This is a genomic window from Kitasatospora sp. NPDC043949 (assembly GCF_056435365.1).
This window is the reverse complement of the sequence record NZ_JBWKEQ010000013.1, coordinates 91317-116746: the sequence shown is the minus strand read 5'-3', so window position 1 is coordinate 116746 and position 25430 is coordinate 91317. Positions and strand designations below refer to the sequence as shown.

At 69.0% G+C, this 25430-nt stretch carries 12 protein-coding genes and 2 pseudogenes; 7 read left to right on the top strand and 7 right to left on the bottom strand.

Annotated elements, in window-relative coordinates; genetic code table 11:
• Positions 1-52: 52 nt before the first annotated feature.
• Positions 53-190, top strand: a pseudogene (locus tag AC07AL_RS13720) (exodeoxyribonuclease III); the annotation flags it as partial.
• A gap of 1597 nt (positions 191-1787) precedes the next feature.
• Here AC07AL_RS13720 and AC07AL_RS13715 read toward each other — a convergent pair.
• The 5 genes from AC07AL_RS13715 to AC07AL_RS13695 all read right to left on the bottom strand — a co-directional run bounded on the left by AC07AL_RS13715 (position 1788) and on the right by AC07AL_RS13695 (position 11692).
• Positions 1788-1955 carry a hypothetical protein gene (locus tag AC07AL_RS13715; RefSeq protein WP_478317479.1) on the bottom strand — a complete coding sequence of 56 codons (168 nt, stop codon included), beginning with the start codon at positions 1953-1955 and terminating at the stop codon, positions 1788-1790.
• Positions 1956-5649: 3694 nt separating this feature from the next.
• Positions 5650-6507 carry a type I-C CRISPR-associated protein Cas7/Csd2 gene (cas7c, locus tag AC07AL_RS13710; RefSeq protein ID WP_478317478.1) on the bottom strand — a complete coding sequence of 286 codons (858 nt, stop codon included), beginning with the start codon at positions 6505-6507 and terminating at the stop codon, positions 5650-5652.
• Positions 6508-6538: 31 nt separating this feature from the next.
• Complete coding sequence (cas8c, locus tag AC07AL_RS13705; RefSeq protein WP_478317477.1) at positions 6539-8386, bottom strand: type I-C CRISPR-associated protein Cas8c/Csd1; 1848 nt, start codon at positions 8384-8386, stop codon at positions 6539-6541.
• Positions 8387-8388: 2 nt separating this feature from the next.
• A complete protein-coding gene (cas5c, locus tag AC07AL_RS13700) occupies positions 8389-9120 on the bottom strand; it encodes a type I-C CRISPR-associated protein Cas5c (RefSeq protein ID WP_478317476.1) in 732 nt (243 codons plus the stop codon).
• A 433-nt stretch (positions 9121-9553) separates the two neighbouring features.
• A complete protein-coding gene (locus AC07AL_RS13695) occupies positions 9554-11692 on the bottom strand; it encodes a CRISPR-associated endonuclease Cas3'' (RefSeq protein ID WP_478317475.1) in 2139 nt (712 codons plus the stop codon).
• A 1292-nt stretch (positions 11693-12984) separates the two neighbouring features.
• On the opposite strand from AC07AL_RS13695, the gene AC07AL_RS13690 reads away from it, so the two are divergent.
• Complete coding sequence (locus AC07AL_RS13690) at positions 12985-13455, top strand: CRISPR-associated endonuclease Cas3'' (RefSeq protein WP_478317474.1); 471 nt, start codon at positions 12985-12987, stop codon at positions 13453-13455.
• A gap of 133 nt (positions 13456-13588) precedes the next feature.
• On the opposite strand, the gene AC07AL_RS13685 is transcribed toward AC07AL_RS13690, so the two are convergent.
• Together AC07AL_RS13685 and AC07AL_RS13680 are read right to left on the bottom strand one after the other, a co-directional pair.
• A complete protein-coding gene (locus AC07AL_RS13685) occupies positions 13589-14134 on the bottom strand; it encodes a hypothetical protein (RefSeq protein WP_478317473.1) in 546 nt (181 codons plus the stop codon).
• 2188 nt (positions 14135-16322) lie between these two features.
• The gene (locus tag AC07AL_RS13680; protein ID WP_478317472.1) at positions 16323-16823 is read right to left on the bottom strand and encodes a hypothetical protein; all 501 of its coding nucleotides are present in this window, start codon (positions 16821-16823) and stop codon (positions 16323-16325) included.
• 126 nt (positions 16824-16949) lie between these two features.
• On the opposite strand from AC07AL_RS13680, the gene AC07AL_RS13675 reads away from it, so the two are divergent.
• The 5 genes and pseudogenes from AC07AL_RS13675 to AC07AL_RS13655 all read left to right on the top strand — a co-directional run bounded on the left by AC07AL_RS13675 (position 16950) and on the right by AC07AL_RS13655 (position 25389).
• A protein-coding gene (locus AC07AL_RS13675; protein WP_478317471.1) for an IS5 family transposase occupies positions 16950-17764 on the top strand; the annotation gives its coding sequence in 2 pieces (ribosomal slippage) (positions 16950-17304 and positions 17304-17764; 816 coding nt in all).
• 223 nt (positions 17765-17987) lie between these two features.
• A pseudogene (locus AC07AL_RS13670) lies at positions 17988-18382 on the top strand (SDR family NAD(P)-dependent oxidoreductase); the annotation flags it as partial.
• Between the two features lie 827 nt (positions 18383-19209).
• Positions 19210-19845: a hypothetical protein gene (locus tag AC07AL_RS13665; RefSeq protein WP_478317470.1), complete on the top strand. Its 636-nt coding sequence runs from the start codon at positions 19210-19212 to the stop codon at positions 19843-19845.
• A gap of 190 nt (positions 19846-20035) precedes the next feature.
• Positions 20036-22264: a hypothetical protein gene (locus AC07AL_RS13660; RefSeq protein WP_478317469.1), complete on the top strand. Its 2229-nt coding sequence runs from the start codon at positions 20036-20038 to the stop codon at positions 22262-22264.
• A 335-nt stretch (positions 22265-22599) separates the two neighbouring features.
• Positions 22600-25389 (top strand): competence protein CoiA family protein, encoded by a 2790-nt coding sequence (locus tag AC07AL_RS13655; protein WP_478317468.1) that lies wholly within the window; start codon positions 22600-22602, stop codon positions 25387-25389.
• Positions 25390-25430 lie beyond the last annotated feature (41 nt).

The window sequence follows — 25430 nt, the reverse complement described above, 5'->3', positions numbered from 1 at the left end:
ACTTAGGTCCCCTGACCTGGGGACCTTCGTTTGTAAACCTGGCGCCATGCGCTGGCGGATCGACCTAATTATCGCTACTGGAATCCTCGCTAAGAAGTGCGTCGAGGCCTACGTCGAACGCGCAGCCACCCACGCCGAACGGTGGTCCGACCACGCACCGGTCACGGCAGTGTTCGATCTGAACAACTAGGCAGCAGAAACTGGTAGTTCGACGGAATTAAGAGGCGGCCCCGACGCGAGGCATTCCACACGTCGGGGCTTCCTCTCGGTAGCAAATACGCCAGCGGCGAAGGAAGTCGCACGGCACTCCCGGAGTGGATTTTTCAACAAAGCGATTTACGTGACCCTGCTTCCACAAGCGAAACGCCCGTCCGCCCCAGGTCAGCTCCCCCGACGATCCAGACCCAAACATCCCTCTAGATATGGCCACCGCCCGCAACCCCTTGCCCCCAGCCGCCCGGCCATAACCATCGCTACACGTCAGCCGGTAGACAGCCCGCGCTGTTCGTTCGCCGAAAGGCACCTCAGTGATAGTGGTGAACGACGCGTGGTCCCCAGCGAGTCCCCCCGACTCGATCTCGGCTACTCCAGGGAGCGATCGCCACTCTCGTCTCAGGGTCCAGCTCGGCACCGCACCGGAACTGCGATCCTGACCGCCCAAGAGGGCAACCGCCACCACCCTCCGGCGCTGGGTCGCGGACAGCGCGGCATCGCGTTGCGATCCTCGGCCGCCCGGAAAAGCGACCGCCACCGGCCCCGGGCAGATCACCGCCGCCTCGTCCAGGACGTTGCGATCCTCGGTCACCCTGGAGAGCGACCGCCACCCCGCGGCCAGGAGGTGACGCTGTACGTCGCGGCGGACTTGCGATCCTCGGCCGCCCCGAAAAGCAACCGCCACCGCCAGCTGGTCCAGGACGCAGCCGCCAGCCTTCACGTTGCTATCCTCGGCTGTCCGGGAGGACAACCGCCACTCCGTGCTGCCCGCGCGCTGTACGACCAGGCGTGCGCGTTGCGATCCTCAGCCGCCCCGAAGGGCGACCGCCACGACGCGGCGCCGGCCGCGACGGCGGTGACGTAGCCGTTGCGATCCTCGGCTGCCCGGGAGGGCGACCGCCACCCGCGCAGGTCGCGGATGCGGCCGTCGGCGGAGCGGGTGTTGCGATCCTCAGCCGCCCCAGAGGGCGACCGCCATGGCGCCACCGGCGAGCAGCTGGCCCTTGTAGGCGTAGATCTCGGGGTTGCGATGCTCGGCCGCCCGGTAGAGCGACCGCCACCAGGCCGTTGGTCAGCGACGTCGACGACCAGCGGTCATTGCGATCCTCAGCCGCCCAGGAGGGCGACCGCCACGCAGGAGCAGGGCAGCGCTCGGTGAGGGGTTGTTGTGATCCTCGGTCGTCTCGGAGGGCAACCGCCACTTGGCACGCCGTAAGGCTCGGCGTTGCGGAAGTGGTTGCGATCCTCGGCCACAGCGGGGAGCGACCGCCACCGATCGTCGTCCAGGATTGTGGTGCCGGTGCAGTGGTGGTTGCGATCCACGGCCGTCCGGGAGGGCGACCGCCACCTACCCCGTCGGCTCGCCAGCCTCATAGACATAGCGGTTGCGATCCACGGCCGCCCGGGAGGGCAACTGCTATGCCCGCGTCCTGAAGGTGTCCTACACGGCGTTTCAGTTACGATCCTCGACCGTCCCGGAGGACGACCGCCACGGTGTGGCGTGCGGCAGGCCCACCACCCGGCGGGAGCTGTGCCCCTCGGCCACGCCGGAGCGCGACCGCCGCACCGTGCTGTCACGGACAATGGGCGGTCACCGACCAGTTGCGACCCTCGGTCGCCCCGAAGGACGACCGCCACGCAGCTTGGGTGCTGAAGAGCAGGTTCAGGAGGATGCTGTGATCCTCGGCCGCCCGGAAGAGCGACCGCCACCCCAGCTCGACGGCCACCTTGTACGTCTCCAACTAGTTGCGATCCTCGGTCACCTTGAAGGGCGACCGCCACGTCCGGGATGTCGTCGGGAGCGGCCCCAGCGTCTTGTTGCGATCCTCGGTCGTCCCTGAGGGCGACCGCCACCACGCCTCGGTGGTGAAGCCAGCCCGGTAGATGCCGTTGCGATCCTTGGCCGCCGAAGGGCCAACCCGCCACCTCGGGGTCCTCGCCTGGCACCGCCGCGAGCAGCAGTTGCGATCCTCGGCCGCCCGGAGGGCGACCGCCATGGGGGCTCGATGTTGCGGACTCAGTCGATGCCGCCGTTGCAATCCTCGGTCGCCCCTGAGAACGACCGCACGCGGAAACCCGTCCAGTCGTCGAGGTCGAAGCCGTCGTTGCGATCCTCGGCCACCCCGAAAGGCGACCGCCACCCGGTCACGGCCCCGCTTGTCCGGGTCGTTCGCGATGTTGCGATCCTCGATCGCCCTGTAGGACGACCTCCGCCGGGTGTCGAGCGGCGACACCCCCGTGGCCGAACGTCGCGATCCCGATCGCACTCCGGGCCGACCGCCACGTCAAGCCCAGAACAATGCCGTCCGTCTCCCTCGGGCCGTTGCGATCCTCGGTCGTCCAGAAGGGCGAGCACCACGCTGGCCGCCGCGTACGCGGTCGCTAAGTAACGGCAGTTGCGACCCTCGGTCGCTCCGAAGGGCGACCGCCACATCGCCGGGAGCACCTCGTGCGTCGCCCACCGCTTGTTGCGATCCTCGATCACCCCGGAAGGTGACCGCCACGAAGTACCCGTCGTCATCGGAGCGTCCAGCACCAGGTTGCGATCTTCGGCCGTCCCGAAGGGCGACCGCCACGCCGATCCCGGCGGGCTGCCCCACCACCAGCGGGCGCTGGGATTCTCGGCCGCCCGGAGGGTGACCGCCACCTGGAGCGGGTCGAGAACTGCTCACGCAGTTCCGGTGTTGCGATCCTCTGCCTCCCCGGAGGGCAACCGCCACGCCGGGACGATGTGGCCCCGCCCGGATTCCAGCTGGAGTTGTGATCCTCGGCCGCCCCACAGGGCGACCGCCACTTGGCGCTGACGGTGACGGCGTAAATGTAGGCGTGGGTGTTGCGATCCTCGGCCGCCGGAGAGGGCGACCGCCACGCGCGGCAGGCTGGTCGCCGTGCTGCTCGATGCGTGGTTGCGATCCTCGGCCGCCCCGGAGGGCAACCACCACAAGGCAGCCTGGAAGCTCGGCCGGTTGCGATCCTCGCCTCCCCCGAAGGGCGGCCGCCACCAGCGACCGCAGCACGCGGTAGCTCTGGTTGTCCCAGTTGCGATCCTCGGCCACCCAAAGGACGACCGCCACTGCGCCAGGCCCTGGCCGTGCACGCGGACCAGCTGGTGTTGTGATCCTCGGCCACCCAAGAAAACGACCACCATGTGTCCTCAAGACGCGCTGGGTGAGGCGGAACTGCCGGTTGCGATCCTCGGCCGCCCGGGAAGGCGACCGCCAGCTCGCCAAGGGCCTGCTCCGTGCTTGGCGTCAGGCCGTTGCGATCCTCGGCCACCCCGAAGGGCCACCGCCACCCGCCCGCTCCACCGCCCAATGGACCTGGGCCTCGTGTTGCGATCCTCGGCTGCCAGGGAGGGCCACCGCCACTGACCAACACCACCGAGGACTACTCGGACATCGCGTAGTTGCGATCCTCGGCCGCCCCAAAGGTCGACCGACACTGCCCCGTTGATGCCCAGCTTCGCCGTCGGCGTCTTGTTGCGATCCTCAGCCACCCCCTAAGGGCGACCGCCGCAGCTGGTGATGGTCTCACCTGCGACAACGCGGTCCTTGTTGCAATCCTCGGCCGCCCGGAGGGCGACCGCCACGCCAGGGGGATCGCCTTGTTGGCGCCGCCCTTGGGGTTGTGATCCTCGGCCGCCCCGGAGGGCGACCGCCACGTTCGGGGTCCAGGGCGCGCATCGTGACGGCGACCTGGTTGCGATCCTCGGCCGCCCCGAAGGGCAACCGCCACCGGAGCGCCTCGGCAGTGTGCAGGCGAGGTGGAGGGTTGCGATCCTCGGCCGCCCGGGAGGGCAACCGCCACGTCGGCCCCCCACTCGGCGTCGGGGTCGATGTCCAGGTTGCGATCCTCGGCCACCCCGGAGAGCAACCGCCACGAGGCTGGTCTCGCCGCCGGCCGCGCCCCACATCGCGTTGCGATCCTCGGCCGCCCCGAAGGGCAACCGCCGCGAGATCCTGGACACCCTGGTCTGCGCGGAAGTCCTGTTGCGACCCTCGGCCGCCCCGAAGGGCGACCGCCACCCTTCGCTGCCCCTCGCGAGGTCGCGGATCGTCAGCCGGTTGCGATCCTTGGCCCTCGGCTGCCCCGGAGGGCGACCGCCACTTCGACCTCCGCCGTGTACGGGGTGAGGTCGCGAATGTTGCGATCCTCGGCCGCCCCGGAGGGCGACCGCCACGAGGAGCCCGGAGGTCTTCGCGGAGCCGGGCGGGCCGTTGCGATTCTCGGCCGCCCGGGAGGGCGGCCGCCACGTGTGCACGCGGCTGCGGTCCGGCTGACTGTTGGCCAGGTTGCGATCCTCGGCCCCCCGGAGGGCGACCGCCACATGAGGTTCCGCACGGCGTAGTCCTTGTGCTGGTTGTTGCGATCCTCAGCCGCCCCGGACGGCGACCGCCACCCATGACCAGGGTCCGCAGGCTCGCGGGCATGTCGTTGCGATCCTCGGCCGCCCCGAAGGGCGACCGCCACCCCGCAGGTCTGACGCCTTGCCGTCCAGCGGGGTGGAGTTGCGATCCTCGGCCGCCCCGAAGGGCGACCGCCACTAGCGTCGTTGACGTACATCTCCAGCTCGTCGTCGGTGTTGCGATCCTCGGCCGCCCCGAAGTGCGACCGCCACAGCCTGATCGTGGAATTTGGCCTCGGTCTTTGGGGTTGCGATCCTCGGCCGCGAGGGCGACCGCCACCCCCACGATCCGGTCGTAGCCGTTGTCGGTACTGCCGTTGCGATCCTCGGCCGCTCCGGAGGTCGACCGCCACACGGCGTGCAGGCGGGTCGGGTCGGCGTCGAGCAGCGTGTTGCGATCCTCGGCCGCCCGGAGGGCGACCGCCACACGGCGCCCGGCGAGTACGTGCTGATCAACACGGCGTTGCGACCCTCGGCCGCCCCGGAGGGCGACCGCCACCGGGTGGCGCGGACGGTGACGTCCGCGTCGGTCTCATTGCAATCCTCAGCCGCCCCGAAGGGCGACTGCCACCGGCTCGCTGGGCTACGTCCTCACGAATGACAACGTGTTGCGATCCTCAGCCGCCCCGGAGGGCGACCGCCACACCGCGCCAGCAGCGGCAAGCGCTTGGTCCTGACGTGGTTGCGATCCTCGGCCGCCCCGAAAGGCGACCGCCACACCGCTCCACCCCGATCTGACCCGGCATGGCCCTCATGTTGCGATCCTCGGCCGCCCCGGAGGGCAACCGCCATCGAACCGTCCGCGATGTTCGGGGGCATCTTCGGGGTGTTGCGATCCTCGGCCGCCCGGGAGGGCGACCGCCACACCCACGCCGCCGCGCCCGAGCCGATCCCGTTGCGGTCCTCAGCCGCCAGAGGGGTGACCGTCATGAGCCCCGAACGTGCCGGCATTGACTTTGCCGTGGCCCGAATGCGGTCCACTGTTGAGTTCTCAAGTTGCGAGGTAGCTGACTGGGCTGTGTGGCGTCTGGCTAGTCCACGAGCGCGGTAAGAGTGGCTCCTGCCGGGACGTCCGTGTCGACGGTGACCTTGTAGTCGGAGTACGAGCGTGCTGCGGTGTGGCCGAGCGGGGTGACGTGCACGCGATCGAGGAGCTTGTGGGCGGGGGTTTGGCCGTAGGCGTCGGAGTGGCTGAAGACCCAGAGGCCTCGCAGGGCCATGGAGGCGCGGGCGGCGGCGCGGTCGTGTTCCAGCATCATTTCGAAGGCCTGCCAAAGGGCGTGGAGGTCGTCGCTGGTGACGCCGGTCTTGGCGGCGAGCGGGGCTGAGAAGTGGCCGGCGCCGCGGTAGAGGCCGTAGGGGACGATGTTCTTGGTGCCCATCTCCGTCTGCTTGGTGGCCAGGTCCTCGACTCGGGTCGGGGTGACGCGGGTGATGGGGACTTCGATCGTGGTGACGGGGTCGATGGACCTGCTGAACGTGAGCTGCAGGGGGCCCTGGACGCGGCCGGCGGTCCGGTCGCGGTTCTTGCCGGTGGTCATGACGGCGCCCATCATGCGGACGTCGTAGAAGGTCTGGCACATCCAGTCGCGGGCTTCGGACTCGTTGGCGGCGCCGCCGGTATCGTAGGCGCGCTCGTGTTGGGCGTTGAGGGCGACGCCGGCTTCCACGTAGATGTCGTAGCCGGGGCGGCCGGCGTTCAGGAGGGCGACGGTGTTGCGGATCTTCCGCTTGAGGGCGACGTCGGTGACGTAGCCCTGCATGGTGATGGGGTCGGTGCGGGGGGCGCCGCCGTTGTCGGGGTCGCCGTTGGGGTTGCCGTCGACGATGTCGAAGAGGAACACGAAGTCGTGCTTGCGCGCGGGGTCGAGGTGGGCGGGGATCGTCATGGTGGGCTCTCGCTTTCCGGTGGGTGGGTGGTCAGACGGTTTCGGCATCGGCCGGGGAGGCTTCGACGAGGTCCGAGACGTCGAAGAGCGCGCCGGCCCCGGCGGGCTGGGGCTCGGCCGGCCCGGCGGCCTGCTCCTTGGCAGCCTTGTGGGCGCGTGCGGCGGTGATGTCGGCGGCACGCTGGTGTTCGTAGCCGAGGACGAAGCGGCCCTGCTCGGGGACGGTGAGCAGCAGGGGGACGTCGTTGAGGTGGTGGTAGATGTCGCGCATGCGGGCTTCGAGGGCGTTGGCGGTGGGCTGGTTACGGCGGCGGATGATGCGGAGGTGGTTCTCGGCGCCGGCGCGGAGGTTGGCGAGGACGGTGGCGGGGCTGCTCATGGCGGTGCCGAAGTATTTGTCGGTGATGGTGGTGTTGACGGTTCGTCCGGTGTCTTTGGCGGCGCGGCGTTGGACTGCGGCGAGGGTGGCGAAGAGGCGGCCGCACATGTAGGCGGGGTCGGTGGCGTTGGGGTCGAGGCCGGGCATGCCGTGCTCCTGGGCGTGGTGGCGGGTGAGGGCGAGGCGTAGGAGGGCGGTGCGGGGGCCGTCGATGCGGCGGTCGGCGCGGATGCGGGCGAGGAGTCGGGGGAGCATCCAGGCGGGGGGTGGTGTGCCGTGGAGGGCGCTGTGGAGGAGTGCTTCGTCGAGGCCTTCGGGGATGGTCTTGGGGTGGTATTTCTTGTCGGTCTTGACCCATCGGGCGCAGGCGAGGGTGAGTCGCCAGATTGGGTAGGCCTGGTAGCGCGGGTCGGTGTCCGGGGCCGGGTGGTCCTGGGTGGTGTGGGGTGACCAGGGGTCGAGGTATCGGTGGTCGCGGAACCAGCGGCCGAGGCAGTCTTCGATGACGGGCAGGGGGACGTCGATCCAGTCGCGTACGACGACGCGTGAGGAGTTCGCGCCGAGGGTGGCGGAGTAGAACTTGTTGACGTCGGCGGAGTATTCGGTGGTCCCGGTGCCCGGTTTGAAGATCTTCCCGATGAGGTTGGTGACGTCCTCGGGCTGTGGGTCGTCCAGGTTGCCGAAGTGGTTGCATTTGACGGGTTCGCGGGTCCACCAGACCGTCACCGCAGTGTCGGCGCGCCGGCGGTGTTTCGGGTCGGCGAGGAGTTCGCCGAGTGAGGTGGTGGCGGCCGTCCCGCACCTCTCGCACAGGGGCGTGGCGGCGAGTCCGGCGGTGACGCCGGCGCGGCCTTGTGCGGCGGTGTTCACGCTGACGAGTTGGGTGCTCTTGGCCTGCTTGGCGGGGATGGCGCCCATGGCGATCGAGATTGGAACGGTGGCGAGTAGCGGGCGTTCGTGTCCGCAGACGAGGCAAAGTCCGGTGTTGCCGGCTCCTTTGGAGTCGCTGACCTTGTCCGCCCAGAACTGGAGGGCGGTCGGCTGCTGGTGGGCCCACTGGCCGTCGATGCTGATGGCGACCAGGTCGCCGGCGGCCATGTCGGCCGGCAGGTCGATGGTGGTGGCGAGGAAGCGGAGGACGGCTTCAGCGGTGGGGTCGCCGGGGTTGGCGGCTGCCCACTGGCGGGCGAGGTCGGCGAAGGCCGTGCGGCATTTCGCCGCCCGGGCTGCGTCCTTTTCCTTGACCTCTCCGGTTTTGGGGTCGGCCTTCGGTACGCCGAAGACGTACTGGGCGTTGTCGGCGAGCAGGCACGGCGCGATGGCGACCGTGCGGGTGGAGGTCGGCACGGCCAGGCGGAGCGCGGGCTCGCCCTTGGGCATTCGCATGTCCTGGAGGTCCGCCAGGTCGCCGTCGAGGAACACGGCCCATTTGATCGTCGCCGGTTTCGTGTAGGAGTGTTCCTGGTCGGCGACGCGTTCAGTGAGGCGTTGCAGCAGCATGGTCAGGCTCCGGTTCGCCAGGAGCCGGCGGGCATGTGGACCTCGTCGTCGCCCAGAGGGCGTCGCGGAACGTGGAGCACGCCGTTGTCCAGGCGGGCGCGAAACCAGTGGTAGGTCTCCTGGCCGCGGTCGCCGTACCTGATCGAGTGCAGCATCACACCGAGTTCCTCCGTGCGCTCGATGGGGCCGGCCTTCGTGTCGGCGGGGCTGCCGGGCCATGATCCGCGGGGGCCGAAGCCCGCGGAGAACTCCCGGCAGCCGAGGAAGGGCTGCGAGAAGCACCCGCCGCGCTCGGTGCGGCGCCGCAGTTGCTCCCGGTATTTGGCGGCCGGTGCCTTGGCGCTGCGGGTCGGGATGATCTGGGTGTTCACCCGGTAGGCGACGTCGCGCAGCGCCACGGTGTTGCGCTGGTCCCGGTCGTGCTCGACGTCGTAGCGCTCTTTGTGGTCCGCGCGCAGGGCCTTGATGCGGGGTGCGGTGATGACGGACTTGACCTCGTTGCGTCGGATGTTGATCCAGTCGATCGGGGTGAGGATCTCGATCGACTGGATGACGTACTGCATCTCCGGTTTCCAGAAGATGGCGCTGAGCGCTCCGACGGCCGCGGAGGGCGTCATGACGGGGTAGCTGACCCGTTCGACTTTCAGTTCGGGTCGCGTGAAGCAGGCCAGTGGTCCCCACAGCTCGACGGTCACCGGCGGCTCCGGCCAGCGCGTCTGGGCATGGCTCGGCAAGGAAATCACCCTCTCCAGGGCAATGTGACGATGTGTCAGACACGGACCGTAGCATCACTAGCACTCCTATGAAGCTGCTTCCCGGGAGGGCTTGACAGCCTCGACGGCACCGTGATGCCCACGGCCCATGTCGTTGCCGAATGTGTATCAGGGGTCACTGACAATGACGCCCCCGCCGGCAAGCCGACGGGGGCGCGAACGTGCTGACAGACACCAGCACGCCTGTGTTTCGATCCTCGCCACCCCTCCGAGGAGGCGGCGCCACGGTCCGGGAGCCTACCCAACACGCGCGTTCCGACCCGACTGTCCTCGCCGGACCGCAGTCAGGCCTCCGCACGCTCAGGGCGAGGAGGCGCAGGGAGTCCCTCGCGACGTGGCCAGCCGACTCGCTTCCGGGCGAGAGTGGTCGGGGCCGGCAGCCGCCCGGGCACCGCTACCGATTCGGCGGCTCGATGCCACGCTGTGGATGGTAGGGACCGACCCACTCGACGAGGTCGTCGACGATGAGCTTCGCGTGGCCGGCTTCCAGCGCCGCGTCCGCCTCGGCCCTGGGGATGCCGGCGATGTGGGGCTGCAGGACGCGCTGGGTCTCGGGCCCGCAGGGCTGACCCGTGCGAAGCATGTCGATAGCAGCACGGGCCGCAGCCTGCTCCTCGGGCTTCAGCTCGGGCCGGACATGGACGACGCTCGCCGTACTCTCACCGATCATGACGAATTGCTCCGCCACGGCGGGGAAGTCGAGTTCCCGGCGCAGCGCCTCGATCGGGTCCCCGAGGTTGGCGAGGCCCTGGAGCCGGTAGCGGGTCCTGGAGTAGCGGGCGAGTGCGGTGAGGTCGTCCGGATCGGCCCTTCCGGGGCCGTCGCCGAAGCGGTTGGCGGCGATGCCGAGCGAGAGCATGTACGACGGGTCCGGGATCCTGCCGCTGTCGTGGGCTTTGAAGACGACGACCGTCCCGCGGTGCAGGCGGCCCTCACGGTTGCAGCGGCCGGCCGCCTGCTGGAGGTTCTCCGGCGGGGCCCAGGCACGGAAGACGATCGGGAAGTCGAGGTCGACGCCGGCCTCGATCAGCGACGTCGACACAACCCGGACACACTGCTTGGCTGCCAGGAGCGTTCGGATCTCCTCGATCGTCTCCCGGCGGTGTCCCGAGGTCATGCGGGTGGACAGGTGCAGGGCACCCTCGGGCAGTTGCTCGTGGACGGCGTTGGCGTCGCGGGTGGTCGAGACGATCATCAGCGTCTGCTCGTGCCGGGAGGCTTCGCTCGCCATGGCGGCCAGCGTGGTGTCCTCGCGCCACTCGTAGCGGACGCGTTCGAGAGCCGAGAAGAGCGGCGCCGGGTCGGGGATGACGTGCCGGTGCCCGGTGCCGTCGATGCTGCTGAACTCCGGCTGTGTCGCGGACGACAGCAGCACCGTCGTGCCGAACCGCTCGGTCAGACCCCGCAATGCGGACAGGATGGGAACCAGCAGCCGGTCCGGCAGCGCCTGGACCTCGTCCAGGACGATCACCGCTCCGGCCAGCCGGTGGAGCTTGCGCATCCTCGACGGCGAACGACTGAAAAGGGACTCGAACAGCTGCACCGTGGTAGTGATCACGAACGGCGCGTCCCAGTTCTCCGCCGCCAACCGGGCCCACCCCGCACGCTCGAGATCGACGGAGGAGTGGTGTTCGAGGACGTCCCGCTCACCGAGCATCTTCCGGTAGACGGAGGCGTTCTGCTCGGTGATGCTGATGAACGGCACCGCGACGATGATCCGCCGCTGACCGTTTCGCGCGGCGTGGCGCAGTCCGAACGCGGCTGCGGCCAGTGTCTTTCCCCCGCCGGTCGGCACGTGCAGCCGGTAGATCCCCGGCTCACCGTCCGCCGCGGCCACAGCCTGCTCGTAGATGCTCGTGCGGATCCCATCGATCCGCGACGGCTGCCGGCCGGCGAGCATGGCCTTCCGGGCCTCCTCGAACCGCTTGCCCAGAGCGGCCATGTCCGCGTCCGGGCGAACATACGGAACCCGGCCCAGGCGGTGCGCGCGGGTGTCCAGGCGATCGGCGTCGATGACGCAGCTGAAAAGCATCCGGACCATCAGGTCGACATCAGCGAAGTCGCTGTCACTGTCGGGGTCTGACAGCCACTGCGGTACCGCGATCCCCGCAGACTCGATCTCGGGAACCTCCGCCGCGACCCGGCGAATCGCCTCCTCCACAACGCCGGGCCGTGCCCGCAACTCCCTCAGCAAAGCACGCATCTCACCCCAGGACCGCAAACCCCCGTGATGGCCCTCCACCACCCCGGCAAGAGGCCCCGGCAAACACTGCGCCGCAAGACGGACCCCCGCCCTCTTGTGGTCGATCCCGACCGTCCCACCGGTACCAGCAACCTCCACCAGCCGGCCCTGCCACACACACCCGCCCTTCCCCACATCGTGGACCAACGCCAGATACTCAGCCGCGGCACCCGTACCGAACACCGCACCGAACCGGCCAGCCAGTTCAGCCGACCCACGAAGATGATCACCCAGCAGATGCCACCGGCCAGCACCATTGGGCGAATGGGCATAGAGAGGCTCGTCACGCATGACCCACAAGGCTACCCACCCGCCACGACACACGAGTTACGAATGCGACCAAGCCCCAGGCCAGGTCACTGCACAAGCCCAAACTACCTAGAAGAGAAGTAGCCATCCCAGGTGCTGGCGACCACCACCGGCGATGCGCTCGCCCGCCCAGACAGCGACCACCACGTTGGCCTTGCGGCAGGGCCGCATGACCTGGATGTCGTTACGATCCTCGGCCACCCCAGAGGACAACCGCCAGACGGTCTTGCTCCGGCCAGGACAGGCCCTCCTCATCGAGTTGCGACCCTCGGCCGTCCCGAAGGGCGACCGCCACTCCCCGCCCGGGCCCGGACAAGGCCGACGCAGAGGTTGCGATCCTCGGCCGCCCCGAAGAGCGACCGCCACTCGCGCGCGTCGACGGCGTGCGCGAGTGGCGATCCTCGGCCGCCCCGGAAGGCAACCGCCACCAGCGCCGGAGATGGGCGTCCAGCTCGCGCCCTCGGTGTTGCGACCCTCGGCCGTCCCGAAGGGCGACCGCCACGCGACGCCGATACCGATGCCCCACGGCCCGGTCATGTTGCGATCCTCGGCCGCCCCTGGAAGGCGACCGCCACCTGGACGTCCAGACCGTCCAGCGGGCGGACGTGGGAGTTGCGATCCTCGGCCGCCCCTGGAAGGCGACCGCCACGGTTTGTCCTTGGACTTGAGGTCCTTGACGGCCAGGTTGCGATCTTCGAAGGCCCCGGAAGGCGACCGCCACTCGGCAACGCGGGTGGCCTGGCTCGCCTTCATGGCGTTGCGATCCTCTGTCGCCCTGGAAGGCGAGCGCCCTGGTCGACCTCGCCCTGCACGTCGTTCTCGGCATGCAAGTTGCGATCCTCGGTCGCCCCGGAAGGCGACCGCCACTACGAGGTGGTCGATGTCGAGTTTGTTGGCGTCGGTGTTGCGATCCTCGGTCGCCCCAGAAGGCGACCGCCACAGGCCGCGCCGGCGATGTTCGCGGCCAGCGACGAGGTTGCGATCCTCGGTCGCCCCGGAAGGCGACCGCCACAACGTGGACGCGGCCGCAGCGGCCCGCGGAATAGCGGTTGCGATCCTCGGTCGCCCCGGAAGGCGACCGCCACGCCGCCCGAGCAGCGAGAACTTGGGTTCCGATTCACGATGCCGCGGCGTTCCGAGGCCCCGGATCCGTCGGAATCGGACACCTTGCTTCGGTGCGACCCGCGTGTCGCGTGCACACTTCGGGTTCCGAAGCATGCCGCCATTGCAGGCCTGGCAGCAGTAGGGTCCCGGTCAAGGGAGGTCTAACAGGTATGGAGGAGTCAAGCAGCGGTGTGACGCCCCTGTGGGCGCACAGCCGGAACCCATCAGGCCGGCGCCACACCCTGGAGGAGCACCTGCGCGGATCGGCAGCTCTGGCACGACAGTTCGGCGCCGCGTTCGGTTCTGCTGAGCCGGCCGGGTACCTGACCCTGGTGCACGACGTCGGCAAGGGCTCCTGTTCCTGGCAGCACGGCCTGAACACCGCCGAGGCCTGCGGCGGGAAGATCGGCGTTCCCCACAAGGAGACCGGCGCATGGCTGGCGGCCCAGCACGCGGGCCGCCCGTTCGCCGCCATCGTGCAGGGGCGCCACGGCGGCCTGGCCGCGTACCAGGACCTGCAGACACTCATCGGTTCAGTGAAAGCGCGAACCCACAAGCGCCGGGCCCTGATCGACGAACTACCGGAGGAGACCAGCGTCCGTCAGGCAGGCAGCCCAACAGCACCCTTTCAGGTTCAGTAGGACCGGGGGCCAGTTTCGGCGGACGGACTGGAGTGATTCGATACCGGGGTCCTGGCCTGGGCATCAGCCGGGTTGGCGGACGGCACGATTCGGAGCGACGTCCGCCAGCTGCAACAGCTCCCTGCCTGGGTGCTCAGCAATGGCAGGTGACGGCCAGCACCACAGTGTCGTCCGATAGGGCACCCAGGTAAGCATTGACGTACTGCCAATAGCTCGCGTAGTCATCACGCCAGTCGTCGGCATCGACCCAGGAGCCGTCAAGCCGCAGCAGTGCGGAGGCAGGGACAGCGGACGCGCGGGCCTTGGCGATGTTCTCGTCACGGTCCTCGGTGAACCGGAACCAATCCCACCTTGGGGCATCGCCGTTGCCGGCCCGCCAAGCGTCGTGGTCCTCGGCGGCGAGCCGGCCGAGGGTGTCGCGCAGGGTCTCGAGGTCGAGCAGGCCGAGCGGACCGCCGTCGCAACGGGCGGTGAGTCCGGCAAGAGGGCCCCGGGAGGCGAACTCCTCCGGGTCTTCAGTGATCCACAGGCGGGAGTCGCCGACAGCCTCCGGACGGTACGGGAAGTAGGGGCCTTCGTGCCGGTACGTGCCGTAGTAGTCCCACTGGCCGTTCGAGTTCCACTCCCGCAGCCAGTACCGTCGTTGCGATCCTCGGCCGCCCAGAAGGGCGACCGCCACGACGGCGTAGGCACGGGGCCGCCGTCCGGCCCGATGTTGTGATCCTCGCTCGTCCCGGAGGACGGCCGCCACTCCAGGGCCCGCTCGCCGTCGCGTGGGTGACGCTCGTTGCGATCCTCGGTCGCCCCACGTCTGGGCACCAACTGGTTGCGATGCCCGGCCGCCCCAGAGGGCGACCGCCACACGGCCCAGTCCGGTTCGACCCGATCGACCGGGACGTTGCGATCCTTGGCCGTCCCGAAGGCGACCGCCACGTGCCGCAGGATCAGGCCGGCCTCCCAGTGCTCGAGGTTGCGATCCTTGGCCGTCCCGGAGGGCAACCGCCACGCGATCGCCGTCCTCGCCGAGTCCACCCCTGGTGCGTTGCAATCCTCGCTCGCCCCAGAGAGCAATCGCCACCTCACCGACGCGCAGGAACAGCGGGCCCGTACGGCGTTGCGATCCTCGCTCGCCCTGGAGGGCGACCGCCACTACGGCTCCGGCCCGGGTCGCCGGGACGAGCACGAGTTACGATCCTCGGCCCGCCCCAAAGGACGACCGCCACGTCGTCGGCGATCGCGCCGACGGTGGTGAGGGCGTCATTGCGATCCTCGGCCGCCCGCGAGGCCGACCGCCACTCGCTACTCTCGGCATGGCCGACGTGAGCGTCTACCTATTGCTTTCCTCGGCTTCCCGGGAGAGCGACCGCCACGCCAGCTCGACGGCCACCTTGTACGTCTCCAACCCGTTGCGATCCTCGGTCGCCCCGGGGGGCGGCCGCCACGTCCGGGATGTCGTCTGGAGCGACCCCAGCGTCTTGTTGCGATCCTCGGTCATCCCGGAGGGCGACCGCCAGGCCCGGCCCCGTGCTCACCATGGCCGCCCTGGCCGAGTTGCGATCCTCGGCCGCCCCAGAAGGCGACCGCCACGAAGTTCCGGTACAGCGCGGAGGACACGTAGGTGGAGTTCCGATCCTCGGCCGCCCCGGAGGGCGACCACCACGGGGTCTCGATGTTGCGGACCCAGTCGATGCCGCCGTTGCAATCCTCGGTCGCCCCGAAAGGCGACCGCCACCCGGTCACGGCCCCGCTTGTCCGGGTCGTACGCGATGTTGCGATCCTCGATCGCTCTGTAGGACGACCTCCGCTGGGGTGTCCAGCGGCGACGCCCAGGTGGCCGAACGTCGCGATCCCCGGTCGCACTCCGGGCCGACCGGCACGTCAAGCCCAGAACGATGCCGTCCGTCTCTCTCGGGCCGTTGCGATCCTCGGCCGCCCCTAGAGGCGACCGCCACCTCGAAGTCGCCCGGGTGGTCACGAAGCCAACTCAGGTAGTTGCGAGCCTCGGTCGCCCAGAAGGGTGAGCGCCACGTGGCCGCCGCGTACGCGGTCGCCAAGTACCGGCAGTCGCGGCCCTCGGCCGCCCCAGAGGGCGACCGCCACATCGCCGGGAGCACCTCGTGCGTCACCCACCGCTTATTTCCATCCTCGATCACCCCGGAAGGTGACCGCCACGAAGTATCCGGCGTCACCGGGGCGTCCAGCATCAGGTTGCGATCTTCGGTCGTCCCGGGGCGACCCGCCACGCCGATCGCGGCGGGCTGTCCCCACCACCAGCGGGCGTTGGGATCCTCGGCCGCCCAGAGGGTGACCGCCACCTGGAGCGGGTCGAGAACTGCTCCCGCAGTTCCGGTGTTGCGACCCTCGGGTCGTCCGAGGGCGACCGCCACACACTGGCCGAGCAGCGAGAACTCGGAGTCTGATTCGGGATTCTGGGGCGTTCCGCGGGCACGGATGCGTCGGGGTCGGACATTTTACTTTGGTGCGGTCCGTGTGTCACGTGCACGCTTCGGGTCCCGAACCATAACCGCCGCAGTCGGACCAGCGGTAGTAGGGTCCCGGTCATGGGAATATGGAGGAGTCAAGCAGCGAAGTGACGCCGCTGTGGGCGCACAGCCGGAACCTATCAGGCCAGCGCCACACCGTGGAGGACCACCTGCGCAGATCAGCGGTCCTGGCATGGAGTTCGGCTCTGCGTTCGGTGCGGCAGAGCTGGCCGAGTATCTCGTCCTGGTACATGACGTCGACAAGAGATCCTGCTCCGGGCAGCATAGCCTGAACGGTGCCGAGGGCAAGCGGCGGAAAGGTCGGCGTTCCTCACAAGGAGGCCGGCGCATGGCTTACCTCGCCGACCAGTCAGCCTGCGGGACTCAGCTCAGCTCGGGCTCAGCCGCGCTGAATCCTGCGAAGGTCGGCGAGCGTGAACTCCTGCGTCGCGGTGCCTCCTTGCCGGAAGTCCAGGCCAGCAGGTTGCGATCGGGCTGCTCGTCGTAGGCACGGTCCAAGGGACGCGTGTCCCGGCCACCCGTCTCAATGAGCTGGCGAATATAGGAGGCCAGCGCACTCGGGCCGCCCCCGTTGTAGCCGACGCTGTAGCCGCTCGCCCGGCCTTCCAGAATGATCGACAGCAGACCGCTGCTCGTCCTGATCCAGATGTAGGCGCCCCCATCGATGATCAATGACGCGAACGATTCCCCGGCCCGGAGTCCGGCCGACGCGAAGGTGCGGTACGTCCAGTTCTCGATGTTGCCGCTGACGGTCCGGTAGTGGCGTGCGACAACTGGCAGGCCGAACTCCGGGTCCATGAAGGTCTGATGGCAGACGCATCCGTCCTCGGCGATCGCGGACGGGCTCTCGCGATCCTCGTACACGTATGGGTGGAACAGGCTCGGGATCTTGCTGTTCTCGACCAGCAGCGTATGCAGGGGGTTCTAAGAGGAGCTAACAGAACGGCTTCGTGCCCATGTCTGGTTGTCCATCGGCTTGTTGAGTAGGCCGTGGGGAAGAGACCGCCGTGGTTGGTGTCGGATGACCTGTGGGATCGGATCGAGCCGCTGCTGCCGGTGCGGCAGCAGCGGCTTCGCGGGATCGGCCGTCCGCCGCTGGACGACCGGGCCTGCTTGCAGGGGATCCTGTTCGTGCTGCACACAGGGATCCAGTGGGAGTGGCTGCCGCAGGAGCTCGGCTTCGGCTCGGGTATGACCTGCTGGCGCCGACTGCGGGACTGGCACGAGGCCGGGGTGTGGGACCGGCTTCACCAGGTGCTGCTGACCGAGCTGCACCGCGCCGGCGAGCTGGACTGGTCGCGGGCGGTGATCGACGGCTCGCATCACCAGGCCCGTCGCGGCGGCCCAAAACGGGACCGAGCCCGGTCGACCGCGCCAGGCCGGGCTCGAAGCACCACGTGATCACGGATGGCCGGGGCACGCCGCTGGCGATCACTCTCACCAGCGGCAACCGCCACGACGTCACCCAGTTGCTGCCGTTGCTGGACGCGATCCCGCACATCCGCGGGATTACCGGTCGGCCACGCCATCGGCCTGGCCAGTTGTTCGCCGACCGTGGCTACGACTTCGACAAGTACCGCCGGCTGCTGTGGAAGCGGGGCATCAAGCCAGTCATCGCCCGTCGAGGAGTGCCGCACGGCTCCGGGCTCGGAGCCGTGCGGTGGGTCGTCGAGCGAACGAACGCCTGGATTCACGGCTTCCGACGTCTGCGGATCCGTTGGGACATCCGCGACGACATCCACGAGGCCTTCCTCAAACTGGCCTGCTGCGTGATCGCTTACCGCCGCGTCCGGGCCTTGTGTTAGCTCCTCTAAGTCTGCGATGGAGCCGCACCTACGGGGTGCGGGGTGTGACACACGAGCAGTTCGACGTGGCGCGCGCCGTCATGCTGCGATGGTGCCAGACCGGGCGGTGCGGAGCGACGTGGGATGCCGCTCGTCAACGGCCGCTAGGGCCCGAAGCTGCGATAGTGCCGCACCCGGATGGTGCGGAGCGATATGTCGGTGCTCGTGTCGGGCACGTGTTCGAGCCGCCTACGCGCAGCCGAAGACGGCCGACGTCCTGCTCGCCGTCGGGATCAGCCGCCGCTGGGCGGGGGACAGCATCGTCGCCAACTCCTCTGAGCCTGGCTGGATCCACACCAACCTGACGCGCCGCCTCAGCCGGGCCACCATGCAGGCGGTCGGGACGAGGAAGGAAACCTGCTGACTTCCGACTACTGCAAGACTCCCGTGCAGGGGGCGGCCACCAGGGTCCTGCTGGCCGCCTCACCGCTCGTAAAGGGTGTCACAGGCCGCCACTTCGAGGACACGCGAGTCCGAAGTCATAGACCGAGTTCACTATGTCGGGCGTCGCGCGGTGGTCGATCGACCCGGTTCGCTGCGGACAGGCTGTGGGACTACGCGCACGGCCAGTTCGCATAGTACTCCGCTCCCCGGCTCGCGGAACGCCGCCGGTCACCGGTCGTCCCGGTCAGCGGCGTTTCGTGCGTCGTCGGGCTCCTCCTTGCTCAGCCACCGGGGGGTGGTTGCGATCGGCCCGCTCACGGCCCACGTACCTGGTCCGCATGCCGCAGCGCGCCTCGGGATCCCGGTACGCCTTGCGGATGTGCCCCGCCAGCACCGCGGCGACGACCGGCCTCATCCGCCCCCTGGAGTTCTGCGGGACCGCGCAGGAACAGAACCCGGCTTGCGCAGAGACCGTCACCGCGGTCGTCGGCGGCAGCACCTTCGACTCCTACTCAGGCTCGGCGGCCCCGTGCCAACCGATCGGCGGTGTACTCCTCCCCGCGCGCCGCACGGCTGGCGCGACCGACCTGGAAGTTCGCCGCCGCTTCCTCACTCCGGGGCGAGCAGGCCACGGTCGTTCCCGTGGACAGGTGGACCATGTGACTCAAGTCTTCCTATAAATAGTTGAATTGACCACGTGAAGGCAGTGGATCTAGCCTGGGCGTGTACGAGCCCTCCACGACCTAGTGACCGGCATTCGGCAGACGGCCGAACGCTACCCGGAAACTCTGACTGGCGGACCTCACAGACTCGTTGAGTCTCAGCAGGCCGTCGAGACAGGGCCCGGGGAGCCTGGTGGTGGGGAGACGCAGCACGTATCGCCCGAATCCGTGTGTCCGGCCGTGTCTCAGCCCGGTTGGTCGATCAGTTCGAAGCGGTGCAGCCGCAGATCGTCCTGATCATGTTCGGATTCGAGCGAAAGGCCGGGAACCACCATCAACACCCATCAGTCGGTCGACCGTTTGTGGTACGTCGACGATTCCGGGATCCCCAAAACCGGCCTCGCGCTCTACACCGCGATTGGGGCTTCCCCCGTATTGGCCCCTGAAGTCTTAGCCGACTGGCAGAACATGCGCCACCGGTGGAACCACGAGCACAGCGTGCCAGTTGGTTTCGAGCTGCACGCGACCGACTTCCTCGGAGGGCGTGGCCGTCCGGGCGGGTTGAATCCCCGCAAGATCGAGCGGTACCGCATGGCCCAGGAGGCCCTCTCCGTGATCGGCTCCTGGCCCTCGCTCGACATCGTGACGGTCTACGCCGAAGAGCCCTCGCACTGGGGGACGGCCAAGCGGCGGGCTTACGAGGGGCTGCTCCGTCGCCTGAACCGGCGGCTGGCCGAGATCGGTGAACCTGCTGGGCTGATCGTCGACGGGGACGGGACCGAGGGGCTCTACGAAGAGGTCCACCGGCTGGTGAACCCCCGGTGGATCCCACTGCCGGCCGCGCAGGCTCCGGCCGACACCTCGGAGTGGCTCCAGATGGCGGACCTGGTGGCACACGCTGCGTGCCAGTCGATTGCCAGGCAGGAGGCGAAGCGGATGATGTGGGGCTGGTTCGGCCGGTACCTGCCGAAGGCCCTGGCTCCGGAACGGAGTTGACCGAGGGGTCGGACAGGGCGGCGGTATGACGAGACCCCGGCCGTCGGCCGGGGTCCGTGAAAGCAGACCTGGCACGCGCACGGGGCGCGAGCCCTGACTGCGTTCCCAGTCTAACTGTCGAGGCAGTGGCCAGCCAGGGGAGCAATCGATGGAAATCAGTCAACTTTGACAGTCTCTTGAAAGGAAGAACATGTCTGACGTCAGCGAATCCCAGGCCATCGACGAGGAAGATAGCGATCACGGATCCAGTGTCGTGACACCGGCGAGCAACCCCGAGAGCATCTCGTTCCGCTTCGCGGGGGAGGAGTTCACGGTCTCGGGATTCGAGCGGACCCTGCCGACTCCCGCCACCGCGGGTGATCGTTCCGCACTGGTTCGAGCGGGTCTGGCAGCCGAGGGCGCTTCACTGGACGAGGACGGGTGGCACGTCGTGGCTCGTGCCGTCGTCTCCCCCGACACGGCGGCAGCCCAACTGCGCTCCTCCAAGGGGCAGGCGCCCGCATTGATCGAAGAACACGTGGAGGGGGCAACGCTCCGCTCGCTCCACGCCAGGGTATGGCTGACCGAACTGTTCCCGGGGCACCAGCCGCGGACCAGCCAGGGAGCACTGCCCGTGAACGATCCGGAGGTCCACGGCGATGTGGACGAGGACGGACGGCCGTATGCCCGTGTCATCTACCGCTACCGCGACCGCGATCATCTGCGGGACCACCTGACGCAGACGATCGAGCAGACTCGACACGCCAATCCGAATCCCTACGACCGGTCGATCCTGGCCCGGCGGATCACCCGTGCCGTCATCGCGCACCCGTGCCGGCTCGAGTTCGCCGACGGCAGCGAACACATCGACGTCCTCGCCGTACGCGACGGCATTACGCGTCTGACCAGTGCCTGGGCGCTGCTCACCGAAGGGGAAGCACCGTACGCCGACGACATCGCCGCGACTGCTCTCAAGGTGCTGACCGCCGAGAAGCCCCAGCGACGCGGTGCCAGTGAGAAGGCGCTCAGCCAGCGCATGGCGCTCGGCCGGCAGGAGGCACTCGCCGGCTTCCTGGCCGAATTCCAGCGCGGAGTGAACGAGGCACAGCCGACGGACCGCGCGGTGCGCCTTGGCCAGACCCTTGTCCTGCCGGCCCAGGTCACGGTCGGCGTCCACCGGCACAGCTCGGCCGGGCTCTCCGCGGAGGAGGTCTTTGATGACGCGATCCGCTCCATCCTCGCCTCGATCCACGTCGAGTTCCGGCATTGGGACGCGGCAGCGCAGAACGTCGAGGTCGGCACCCGGGCGATCAGCCGCATCCGCCTTCCCGGGCTGCCGCAGCACAATCTCCTGGAGGAGATCATCGGGCTCGCGATCGGTCGCCGGAAGCCAGCGGAACTACCCGTCGTGTTCCAGAACAACCGCATTCCGGGCACAGCACTCTGGCGGGCCGTCTACCTGGTGAACTTCCTCACCCGACCCGAGATCTTCGAGCAGGTCAAGCGGTTCGCCAAGGACATCAAGGGCACCAGCAAGATGAGGACGGCCGGGTACGCGGAACTCCTCGGGCCGGTCATCGACCTGCCCTGGCGCGGGTACAAGGCGGGATCGCTCCAACAAGCGCGGAACGCCTGGGCGAACGGCGGCGTGCTCACCAAGGGCGTCATGGGGAACTGGCAGCCGGTTCCCACGGCGGACTTCGCCGAACTCGTCCAACCCGCGTTGAACGGCAACGAGAGTGCGCGGCAGACCCTCGCGGTGGCCGGAGGGGTCGCGCTCATCACGGACAAACTCATCACGCGCAACGTCGGGTCGGCGGTGGGTCGGACGGTCCCGTTCCGCGCCAACGCGGACCAGATCATCGCCGGGCTCACGGAGTCCGAGGAGGGGTTGTGGACCCTGGCCTTCGCCGCCAAGGCCTTCGACCCGGAGCGGGAGTGCCTCAACGCCTTCACCGACACGCAGCTCCTCGGACGCAACACGGCCACGATGTACTCCGTCCCGGCGGTCGACCTCACGGCTGAGGACAAGATCCGCAAGGACGCGGGGGGTGTGGCCCCCGAAGCACTCAGCCAGTGGAGCATCGTGGTGCTCTCCGACCCGGGGAAGGCTCGCGAGGTCGAGGACGAGCAGAACTCGGAGAAGGAGAAGGCCAGCGCCGATCAGTCCATCCACGCCCAGTTGGCAGCCGAGCGGCGAGCCCTGCGCCATGCCGTGAACGACGCGCGGCAGGCCGTGAAGCGGCTGATGGCCCTCGCGGAAGCTCCTGAGGCACGGGCCACTACCTCGCACCCGTTCGGATCGGCCGAGGAGCAGAACCGCATCATCGACGAGGTACGCAAGTTGGGTGGCGACATCCTCGTGAACTCCCCGGCCGTGGATCGTCGAGATGACGAGGAGCACGAAGACGACGACGAGGAGTACGAGGACGTCGAGTAGCCGGGCCCCGCCGGGACGGGTGGGGTGGGGGTGAAATTGACGGAGTGGGGTGAGGGGTGGGCTGCTCGGGCTCGCCGCGATCGCGGTGGTCCTGATTACCGTCCAGGTAGGCGGCGCCCCGCTGCCCAACTCCACACTGGTTCGCACACGGCGTCACGACTCGGGCAACAGCGCTGACGGTCGGTCGGACCTGACGTATCCTCTGCCGCAAGCAAGCGACGGACCGATCGGGCGGTAACCCAGTGGCAGCAGTCGACAGTCGACGCGTACAGACGGCCGTCATCGGAGGCCCGGACTCGGACCGGCCCGTCATCGCCCCCGAGGAACCGCACAACTTGGACGAGTTCCGACGCCATTTCGGAACCGACCAGTTCTGGTGCGGCACGCACCTGGGTGGCTGCGGCGAGAAGCTGATGACCAAACGGTACGAGTGGAAGGTCTGCCACTTCTCCCACTACCCGGACCGCGACGGCAGCAAGCCCACGTGCCACCGCAGCGCAACCGGCGTGGAAAGCGCCGACCACCTCTTCATCAAACGCGATGTGAAAGCCTGGCTGGCCGACCAGGGTCACCTGGCCCAGGCCGACCTCCGAAGCCTGGGCAACGGGCCCGGGGATGCAGTGGACTTCTGGCTGCGCGCCACCGAACAGCACCTGCGATTCGTGCTCCATCCCGGCGACTACCACAGCTGGCGGCGAGCCGTGGAAAGTCTCGGCGCGAAGACCGGCCGGGTCGAATGGGTCTTCGGACGGGACGGCGTCGTAGTCAACGACATGGTGGCACGGCGCGGCTATGCCCTGCGGGTCCGCTGCGAGACACGGGGAACCGACCGCCGCGTCCTGATCGGGCTGGTGACCGCCAGTGCCGGGGCCATCCCGTGGGCGCCCCTGGAGTCGTGCCGGATGACCAGCGAGGGCCTGATTCCCCCCGCACTGGAGACATTGCGAGCCGAGGGCTCACTGCCCACCCGCGGTGTGGGACAGACCCCGTTCCCGGCGAGTCTGCCACTCCGGGGCGCGGAGGTCGTCTTCGCGGTCGACACGGCCGCGACTCCCCCGGCCGCTTCGCACTTCACCGTGCCCGGCCGTTACCTGATCCGGGCGTTCGTGAAAGCAGCCGCGAGCCGGATCGTCCGCTCCTACGTCTCGCTGCCCGATGCCGTGCCGACACCCACCGAGCAGTACGTCTACCGGCTCAACGGGGTGGCCCGGTTGCTGGTTGACGACCTCGACGCCTCCGGCGGAAACACCGGCTGGGCCGTCCGTGCCGACGGCGTCACCTGCCTGTCCGGGCTGGAAGCAGAACGAACCGGTCTCTGGCGCCCCGAGGTCGCACTGGAGGACCCTGCCCCCGCCCTCCCGCTGGCCCCGGCCGCGCCGAAGGCGGCACCAACCCGGGTCGAGACCACACCCGCCTATGCCCCGCGCAGCCGGCTGGCGGAACTCCTCCGACAGGCGCTGATCGAGGTCGCCCGAACGGGAGAGACCACCTCATGGGAGGAACTCTCTCAGCGGGCCAACTTCGATCTGTCACACCTGCCCGACCCAAAGCGGCGGTCCCTCCTGGTCGAGGTCGACCGACCGCTCCGCCCGGGCCGGGCCCCGCTGTGCGTCCTGGTCCAAGGCCGGTCCGGACGCGTCCTACCCTACCTGCGAACCGTGCTGCGCCAGCTCGACGCGGAGATACCAGTGGCGGAAGCCGCCTTCCAGCGCTGGTGCGAGCAGGCCGTCCGAGCGGCCCACGACCACTACCGGATCGCACCGCCCTCAGCCGCCGTACCGCACTCCCGGGTAGATGACGCGGAACCGTCGAGGATCCGGGAGCTACGACGGGTACTACGCGAGGCCCAGGACCTCCAACCCCGCACCCAGGGCAGACGGGCGGAACGACTGGCCACCGCGGTCCAGCAGGCGGAACGACAACTGCACAACTTCGAGACAGCCCGTGCCGGGGGCAGCCTCGTGCTGCCCAGTCCCGCTCTCCTCGAAGAATTCGCCCGGGTGCTCGGGCACACCGTCCAGGCACGGCTGGCGACCGCCCGCCCCAATCCGACCCGATCCGCAGGAACCACGGTCACCGGTCGGGCGGGCACCCCCGGCTCGGGGAGCCACCCGACCCGACCCGACAGCCGCGCTATCGAGGTGGCACGCACCACCAAAGCCGAGAACGCCGACCGGCCCGCACTCATCGCCAAGGCTGGAGACGCCGCAGGAGTGCGGCAAGTCGGAATCCCTGCCGCCCGCCAGGCGGAGCATCCCTCGCCCGGCCACGCCGCACGAGCCGATGACCTGGTGTCCCGTTTCGCGGGGGCCAAGGCTGCGGACGACGTATCTGCCGCAACCGAGATCCGCGAGGAGGCGGTGCGTGTCCTCGGCGCCCCCGGGGTGCCGGGCTCGACGGCCAGAACGCTTCGGCGGCTGCTGAGGGACCTACACAAGTGGATCAGTTCGCGCGAGGCGGACGACATCCTGGCCCGCATCCACGGCTTGCTGGAGAACGCCCGCCGGGCTGGCGAGAACGGGGACTCACTTGCCCTGCGCAGCGATCTCGCCCACGCCAAGATCCTCCGGCGCAAGCTCGTTGGTGGTGTCTCTAAGGATCTTCAGGAGCTGTTCGAGATCTGCTTTCGGCTGCAGGCCACTGTGGCGGGACCGACCTCCCCGCGCCCGGAACCCACCGGCTCGACGCCGCCGGCTGCCGCCACCACGGCGACCAGGGAGGTGAGCGTAACGGCCGAGGCGCCCTCCGGGGACGTGACACAGCGTCATGCCCTGACGCGAGCCGCGCTCAGCGAACTCGCGGGGGCCGTGGGGCACGTTCTCCGTGATGTCGCCCGTCACCAATCCACCATCACCTGGTCGGGAATCAGCCGCCGGTTGAATCGCGACCTGCCCTGGTTGCGGGGATCGGAGCAGTGTGAGCTGCTCATCCGCGTCGACGGTGACACGCCAGCTGGCGAGCCGTTGCTGTCCGCCCTTGTCGTCGCGGGTGACCACGCCCCGACGGGGGTCTACCGCGAGGTCGCGGCTGCGCTCGGCAGGGAGCTTCCGCACCCGCAGAACGGACTCCAACAGCACTGGCAGATGGACGTCCTGCGGCTGCACTCGCTGTGGCGTCACCGCTGAGCCGACAGCAACATGCACCTCACAAAGGTTCACTCGCACGT